Annotated in this window: 8 protein-coding genes; 4 read left to right on the forward strand and 4 right to left on the reverse strand. The window is 59.7% G+C overall.

Annotation, left to right across the window (positions count from 1 at the left end; genetic code table 11):
- Window positions 1-236: 236 nt before the first annotated feature.
- Together ACR0KW_RS23945 and ACR0KW_RS23950 are read right to left on the reverse strand one after the other, a co-directional pair.
- Complete coding sequence (locus tag ACR0KW_RS23945; protein WP_480807269.1) at window positions 237-737, reverse strand: cytochrome b; 501 nt, start codon at window positions 735-737, stop codon at window positions 237-239.
- Between the two features lie 54 nt (window positions 738-791).
- Window positions 792-1,328, reverse strand: a complete 537-nt coding sequence (locus ACR0KW_RS23950; protein WP_480807270.1) for an EF-hand domain-containing protein — start codon at window positions 1,326-1,328, stop codon at window positions 792-794.
- Between the two features lie 172 nt (window positions 1,329-1,500).
- On the opposite strand from ACR0KW_RS23950, the gene ACR0KW_RS23955 reads away from it, so the two are divergent.
- Together ACR0KW_RS23955 and ACR0KW_RS23960 are read left to right on the forward strand one after the other, a co-directional pair.
- Window positions 1,501-2,226, forward strand: coding sequence for a response regulator (locus tag ACR0KW_RS23955; RefSeq protein ID WP_480807271.1), 726 nt, complete (start codon window positions 1,501-1,503; stop codon window positions 2,224-2,226).
- Window positions 2,223-3,581 carry an ATP-binding protein gene (locus tag ACR0KW_RS23960; protein WP_480807272.1) on the forward strand — a complete coding sequence of 453 codons (1,359 nt, stop codon included), beginning with the start codon at window positions 2,223-2,225 and terminating at the stop codon, window positions 3,579-3,581. The genes ACR0KW_RS23955 and ACR0KW_RS23960 overlap by 4 nt, the downstream gene beginning before the upstream one ends.
- Here the strand turns inward: ACR0KW_RS23960 and ACR0KW_RS23965 are convergent.
- The gene (locus ACR0KW_RS23965) at window positions 3,570-4,889 is read right to left on the reverse strand and encodes an MFS transporter (RefSeq protein ID WP_480807273.1); all 1,320 of its coding nucleotides are present in this window, start codon (window positions 4,887-4,889) and stop codon (window positions 3,570-3,572) included. The genes ACR0KW_RS23960 and ACR0KW_RS23965 overlap by 12 nt on opposite strands.
- Before the next feature lie 8 nt (window positions 4,890-4,897).
- A complete protein-coding gene (locus ACR0KW_RS23970) occupies window positions 4,898-5,149 on the reverse strand; it encodes a metal-sensing transcriptional repressor (protein ID WP_480807274.1) in 252 nt (83 codons plus the stop codon).
- A gap of 90 nt (window positions 5,150-5,239) precedes the next feature.
- Between ACR0KW_RS23970 and ACR0KW_RS23975 the strand changes: the two genes are divergently transcribed.
- Both ACR0KW_RS23975 and ACR0KW_RS23980 read left to right on the forward strand, forming a co-directional pair.
- On the forward strand, window positions 5,240-5,590 hold the full coding sequence (locus tag ACR0KW_RS23975; protein ID WP_480807275.1) for a hypothetical protein: 351 nt from the start codon (window positions 5,240-5,242) through the stop codon (window positions 5,588-5,590).
- Window positions 5,591-5,646: 56 nt separating this feature from the next.
- The coding region (locus tag ACR0KW_RS23980) for a HupE/UreJ family protein (protein WP_480807276.1) at window positions 5,647-6,139 on the forward strand (493 nt) is incomplete at its 3' end.

The following is a 6,139-nucleotide window of genomic DNA, read 5'->3' on the forward strand; positions in this document are numbered from 1 at the left end:
CTTCATTTGCGTCAAAGGTGAAAAACACGTTGCCGCGCATCTCATGCAGTTCTTCGAGGGTGGCGGTGCCGTCACCGTTCAAGTCCCAGTTCTGCATGAACAGGTCACCCGGGGTTGTTTGAGCGATGGCAGCCGTTGCAAAGAGCGCAGCAGTGGCAAGAGCGCCAAAACGGATCATGTCTTGTCCTTTCAGGAGTGTTGAGTTTGCACAAAGGTCGCCACGGGCGGGCTTTGGGTCAGTTCGGGCGGACCATGCGCTGCATGACGTTGTTCTTTAGCACCACACGGTGGAAGGGGACGGCCAGCACATGTAGGGCAACAAGCACCAGAAGCGCGACCTTCAGAACATTGTGGGCCTGAGCGGCACCGGTGGCGTCACCAAACCACGCGACAAGGCCCGTTACGGACATCGCGGCCAGCAGGGCATAGAAAGCCCAATGAGCCACGTGACTCAGCGTCTTTAGCGGTGCAGGTTCATTTTCCGGAGGAGGCGGAGCGCCGCGCCGCAGCCGAAGGGCAAGGCGCCAAACGACAAGCGCGAGGATCAGTGCGCCAGCAACCACATGGGCCAGGATCAAAGGATCGAAATCATAATTGCGGCCTTCACGGATCGCCGTCCAGGCCCCGGAAATCGCATCCTTGAAGAAGTATTGTCCAGCAACGAGCGCGGCGACACCCCAATGCAAGGCGATCTGTGTGGTCGAATAGCCGTCGGGCGCGGATTGGTGAGCGGTCATAGATCAAGTCCCTCTGTTGATCTGGCTGGCCCAAAACGGACCAGCCAGATTGATTCATTGTTGCTCTGTGGCCGTCGTTGCAGGTGCACGCATCTTCTGCATCCGCGCCATCATCTGCGCCGGAAAGGCCATTTCCTCCGCGTCGATCGCACCGTCGTTGTTGGCATCCAGCATCGCAAAGGGGCGCTCGGCCATGCCGCGCGTGGCTTCGGCAAAGAGCGCCGCGAACTCCTCGGCGGACAGAGCACCGTTGCCATCAACATCATGTTTGGCATGAAGTGCGGTAATACCAGCTTCCAGCTCGGCAGCTGAAACCGTGCCATCGGCATCAGCGTCAAATGACTTGTAGACCGGGTTTGCAGCCATTGCCTGCATCGGTCCAAAACCGGCGCCTGGTCCGGCAAATCCGCCGCGCATCATCATGCCCGGACCGCGAGGGCCGCCCATGAATCCGCCTTGCTGGTTTTGCATCGTCTGCATCTTGCAGCCAGGCCCCCAACCAGGACCGCCGGCAATGGCGGGAATAGTGACGGCACCAAGCGCGGCGGCGGTTGCAACTGCGCCAAGGGTCAGGATCGTCTTGCGTTTCATTTCTCTACCTCATCGGGCTGGTGTTTCGATGAAGCCAAGATGAGGCAGCTCTGTCGCAGGGGTGTGCCAGGATGGAGAGAGAATTGTATCAGTCTGTCGCAAAGCCCGATTTTGACATGGAACGCGACACGTATTCTTTCGCTCGAATGCGAAACCGGGGTATGAGAACGACATGACGAACCACACGCCCCACATCCTTGTTGTCGATGATCACCGCGAAATCCGGGATGCGGTCACGCGCTATCTCGAGAAGAATGGCCTGCGTGCGCAACCGGCCAAGAACGCATCGGAAATGGACGTGGCGCTGCAGGGAGGACGGTTCGACCTTGTGATCCTGGATGTCATGATGCCGGGCGAAGACGGGCTGTCGGCCGCGCGCAGACTGGCGAGCGCGGGCGGCCCGCCTGTCCTGATGTTGAGTGCTCTTGGGGAAGAAACGGATCGCATTGTCGGATTGGAAGTCGGCGCCGATGACTATCTGCCCAAACCTTTCAATCCCCGAGAGTTGCTTGCGCGGGTCAAGGCGATCCTGCGCCGGGTTGAACGCAAGGAGCCGATGGCCGGGACGCTTGGCGGGCGCAGGCTGAGCTTTGCCGGTTGGGTGTTGAACACGGACACGCGCGATCTGGTTCACGAGGATGGACGACAGGCCGCTCTGACAACTTCAGAATTCAAACTGTTGACTGCCTTTCTTGAACGACCGCGCTTTGTCCTGTCTCGAGAGCAGTTACTGGATATCACCTCTGGCCGAACGGCGGATGTCTTCGACCGGACCATCGACAATCAAGTGAGCAGGTTGCGCCGCAAGATCGAAGAGGACCCCGCCCACCCGAAGATCATCGCCACCATTCGCGCAGGTGGCTATAGCTTCGCAACAGATGTTCGTGAGGTTCCATGATGCGCTTTCGCAGCATTCGGGCGCAATTGGGCCTGTTGATCTTCGTGGCATTTGTCGCGGCGCAAGTTCTCGCCGCATGGCTATTTACGGACGAGCGGGGTGCAGCAATCCGGGCGGCGCAACAACGCGAAACGGTCGAGCGCGCCGTAGGTCTTGCCGAGGCGCTCTCGGAGACTCCAGCCAAGACTCGGGATGCGATCCTTGCCGCGTCGAATTCGCCCAGCGTGCGTTTTGCCTATGGGCCCGAGCCGCTGGTGGAAGACGACAGGTCTGACCTCAACACGCTAACCCAACACCTGCCCGAAAATGCCCGCAGCGAAGTCTTCGCGGTGTCGCCTCATGGGGACCGACGTGCGGATCCACCCACCCCGGTTTCCTGGTTGCATCAGCGCATGCTCCGTGCCGGTATCGCTCCCAGTGAATTGCGCCTTTCTCTTCCTCTGGCGAATGGAGGTTGGCTGAATGTCAGTGCGCGTTTTCAGCGTTCCGATCTGCAGCTGCCGCCTGTGGTCGTGGGGTCGGCCCTGCTGTCGCTACTGCTTATCCTGGGGGCGCTGTGGTTCGGGCTGCGCCGCATAACCGGCCCGCTGCGCCGGTTGGCTGAGGCCGCCGAAGGCTTCGGTTTGGGTCAAGAGCCGCCCGAGATGCCAAACGGCGGACCGCTCGAAGTGCAGGCTTTGTCTGATGCGCTTGCGCGGATGCATGACCGCCTGGCACGCCTTGTCTCGGACAGAACCAGAATGCTGGCCGCGCTTGGCCACGATTTGCGGTCTCCGATTACGGCTCTGCGGTTGCGGGCCGAAATGGTTGATGATGATGAAACGCGCGTGCGGATGACTGCAACACTCGACGAAATGCAGGACATGGTCGAGGCAACGCTGGCCTATGCGCGCGGCGTGTCGACCGATCAGCCGACCGAGTTGGTCGATCTGAGCACCATGCTGTGCGAGATCGCCGACGATCTGTCGGAAAGCGGTCCGTCTCTGGTGGTCGAGGCAGAGCCGGTCACTTTGCCGCTGCGCAACGTCGCCATACGGCGGGCCTTCCGGAACCTCTTGGGCAACGCACAGCGCTATGGCAATGGCGCGCGAATATCACTTTCTGTCGGTGACAGGCAGGTGCAGGTCGATATCGACGACAATGGCCCCGGCATTCCCAATGCGGATCTGGAGCGGATCTTCGACCCTTTTGTCCGGCTTGAAGATTCGCGTTCCCTTGAAACCGGAGGCACCGGGCTTGGATTGCCAATTGCCCGTTCCATCCTGCGCGCCCATGGCGGCGAAATTGTCCTTGTGAACCGCGTTGAAGGGGGGCTCAGAGCACGTGTGACATTGCCGCGCCAGTCAGAATTGTGACCCCCAATGCGGATGGGCGTCATCGATGACAAGTGCATGGGAATGACGCTTACGTCCTTGCAGGTGTGGATGGTCCAGCGGCAGATTGTCATGCGCATGCTCCACGACGTCCGGGTCGTCTGCTGGCCAAAGCCAAAGCGCGGCAACGATCCCAACCGTTGCCAGCCCCGCCAGAACCACAAGCGCCGGCACTGCCCCGAAGCTGGTCATGAGCCAGCCGGACAACGGGTAGGTTATCAACCAGCAAGCATGCGAGAGCGCGAATTGCGCGGCGAACACGGCAGGCCGATCCTCGGCATGGGCAGAGCGGCGAAGCAGGCGTCCCGAAGGCGTCTGGACGGTGGAATACCCCAAGCCGATGATCAGCCAAACGGCAAGAAGGAGCAGCCAGCTCAGTCCAACCGTCAGGGACGCAACTGCGATCCCCAAGAGCGCTACGACCATGATCCAAGCTCCGGCCATCATAACTGGCCTGTCCGCAACGCGATCCAGCACGCGCGGCAGGAGGAGCGCAGCAGTCATGCTGCCGGCACCGAATGCAAACATTGTCCAGGCCAGTGCACTTTCGCCCAGTCCCAACTGTCCACGGACCAGAACCACCGAATTCACCAGCACCATCGCCCCTGCGCTCGATACCGCTAGGCTCAGCCCCAACAATCCCCGCAACCGCGGTGTCGCAAGGTAGATACGTATGCCCCGCGTGGTTCGGTCATAGACACCGCGTGGTTCGGAAGCCTTGGGACTGGGCAGCAAGACCGAAACCACCAGAACCGCGGACGCCGCAAACCCCAAAGCGGTTCCAAGAAACAGGCTGTTATAACTCATCACTGCCAGCAGGAGCGCAGCGAGCGTCGGGCTGAGGATGTTCTCCAGATCATAGGCCAGCCGCGATAGCGACAGCGCACGTGTATAGCGGCTTTCTTCGGTCAAAACGTCTGGGATCGTGGCCTGAAACGTCGGCGTAAAGGCTGCCGAAGCTGATTGCAGCAGGAAGATGAGGACATAGACCTGCCAGGCTTCTGTTACGAAAGGCAGGCACAACGCCACTGCTCCACGCACCAGATCAAGCGCCACAAGCAGAACACGGCGGTTGACACGATCCGCGAATGCCCCCGCAACCGGCGCGATGCCGACGTAGGCGACCATCTTGATCGTAAATACAGTTCCCAGAACCATCGCCGCGCCGTCGCCAGCCAGATCATAGGCAAGAAGACCCAAGGCGACAGTGGCGAGCCCGGTGCCCAACAGGGCAACGATCTGAGCCAGAAAAAGGTGGCGGTAGGTTCGGTCAGACAGAATGTCGAACATGGTTGCCCTCAGAGATAGCGGGAGATCGCCTTCATTTCTTCCCGGTCGTGATCGCCATCCAGACAATGATCCAGATGGTCATGGATCAGGGTCTGCTTGGCATTGCGGATGGCGCTTTCGACGGCCTGCAATTGTTGCGCCACATCAAGGCAGGTTCGCCCCTCTTCGATCATCGCGATAACCGAACGCAGATGCCCGTCGGCGCGTTTCAGTCGGGATATGATCTTGGGATGGCTTGCATGGGTGTGTGGTTTTGTCATATGTCAGAGCTAACCTCCGGGGGAGGATGGCGCAAGACGCCGAATGCAAGGCAGGAGCAGAAAGGATCAGGCAGACCCATGAGCAGTGTCATGGCGATAAAGCGCGTGATGCGTCAGGTGCTTGTTGCCTTGTCGTGCCTTGCTCTACTCGTCTGGGCCGTTGCGCCGGGTTCATCGCATGTCCCGACCGTTTTCGATACCTTGCAGCATCACGCCGAGATGGTTTCAGAGCATGGCCATTCCCATGGTTTTGAAGAAGATCTGATGTGGGCCATGCACGGTCATAGCCATGATGTGGCAGACCACGATCATACTCAGGCCGTTCTCATGCCCATCCGTTATGTTCATGCTTTCGATGAAGCAAATGCCGTGTGGCGCAGCCCGGCAAGGACAGATTGGTCGCATCCGCTGTTTCTATTGGAAAGACCGCCACGAGCGTGAAGTTTGCCCGAAAGGGCGCCCACACTCGTAATAACGGACAATCCAAGGAGAAACTTATGAAATCCGTTTTCGCGGATGGACCGTCGTGGCATGGAACGCGTGCCGCCGCCATCCTACCTGCGCTTGCAGCCCTGATGCTTTGGGCATCGGCTGCGGCAGCCCACAATGTCACCGAAGGGGACGCGGGTTATATTCAGGAAATCTGGGGGGTGAACATCATTCCCTTCATGTACCTCGGGGCCAAGCACATGGTCACGGGCTATGACCACATCCTGTTCCTGCTCGGCGTCGTCTTCTTCCTCTACCGCGCGAAGGACGTTGGCATCTATGTCAGCCTCTTTGCCATTGGGCACTCCACAACCATGCTCGCTGGGGTTTGGTTCGGTTGGGGTGTCAACGCCTACATCGTTGATGCGATCATCGGCTTGTCGGTCGTTTACAAAGCGCTCGACAACCTCGGTGCCTACCAGCGTTGGTTCGGCTTCCAGCCGAACACCAAGGTTGCAACGCTTGTCTTCGGGTTCTTTCACGGCACCGGCCTTGCCACCA

Source organism: Ruegeria sp. CG11, assembly GCF_056537245.1.

What these genes read in the sequence shown, in the direction of transcription:
- ACR0KW_RS23945 (WP_480807269.1), bottom strand. Translation starts at nt 737, where the DNA reads ATGACCGCTCACCAATCCGCGCCCGACGGCTATTCGACCACACAGATC.
- ACR0KW_RS23955 (WP_480807271.1), top strand. Translation starts at nt 1,501, where the DNA reads ATGACGAACCACACGCCCCACATCCTTGTTGTCGATGATCACCGCGAA.
- ACR0KW_RS23950 (WP_480807270.1), bottom strand. Translation starts at nt 1,328, where the DNA reads ATGAAACGCAAGACGATCCTGACCCTTGGCGCAGTTGCAACCGCCGCC.
- ACR0KW_RS23970 (WP_480807274.1), bottom strand. Translation starts at nt 5,149, where the DNA reads ATGACAAAACCACACACCCATGCAAGCCATCCCAAGATCATATCCCGA.
- ACR0KW_RS23975 (WP_480807275.1), top strand. Translation starts at nt 5,240, where the DNA reads ATGGCGATAAAGCGCGTGATGCGTCAGGTGCTTGTTGCCTTGTCGTGC.
- ACR0KW_RS23960 (WP_480807272.1), top strand. Translation starts at nt 2,223, where the DNA reads ATGATGCGCTTTCGCAGCATTCGGGCGCAATTGGGCCTGTTGATCTTC.
- ACR0KW_RS23965 (WP_480807273.1), bottom strand. Translation starts at nt 4,889, where the DNA reads ATGTTCGACATTCTGTCTGACCGAACCTACCGCCACCTTTTTCTGGCT.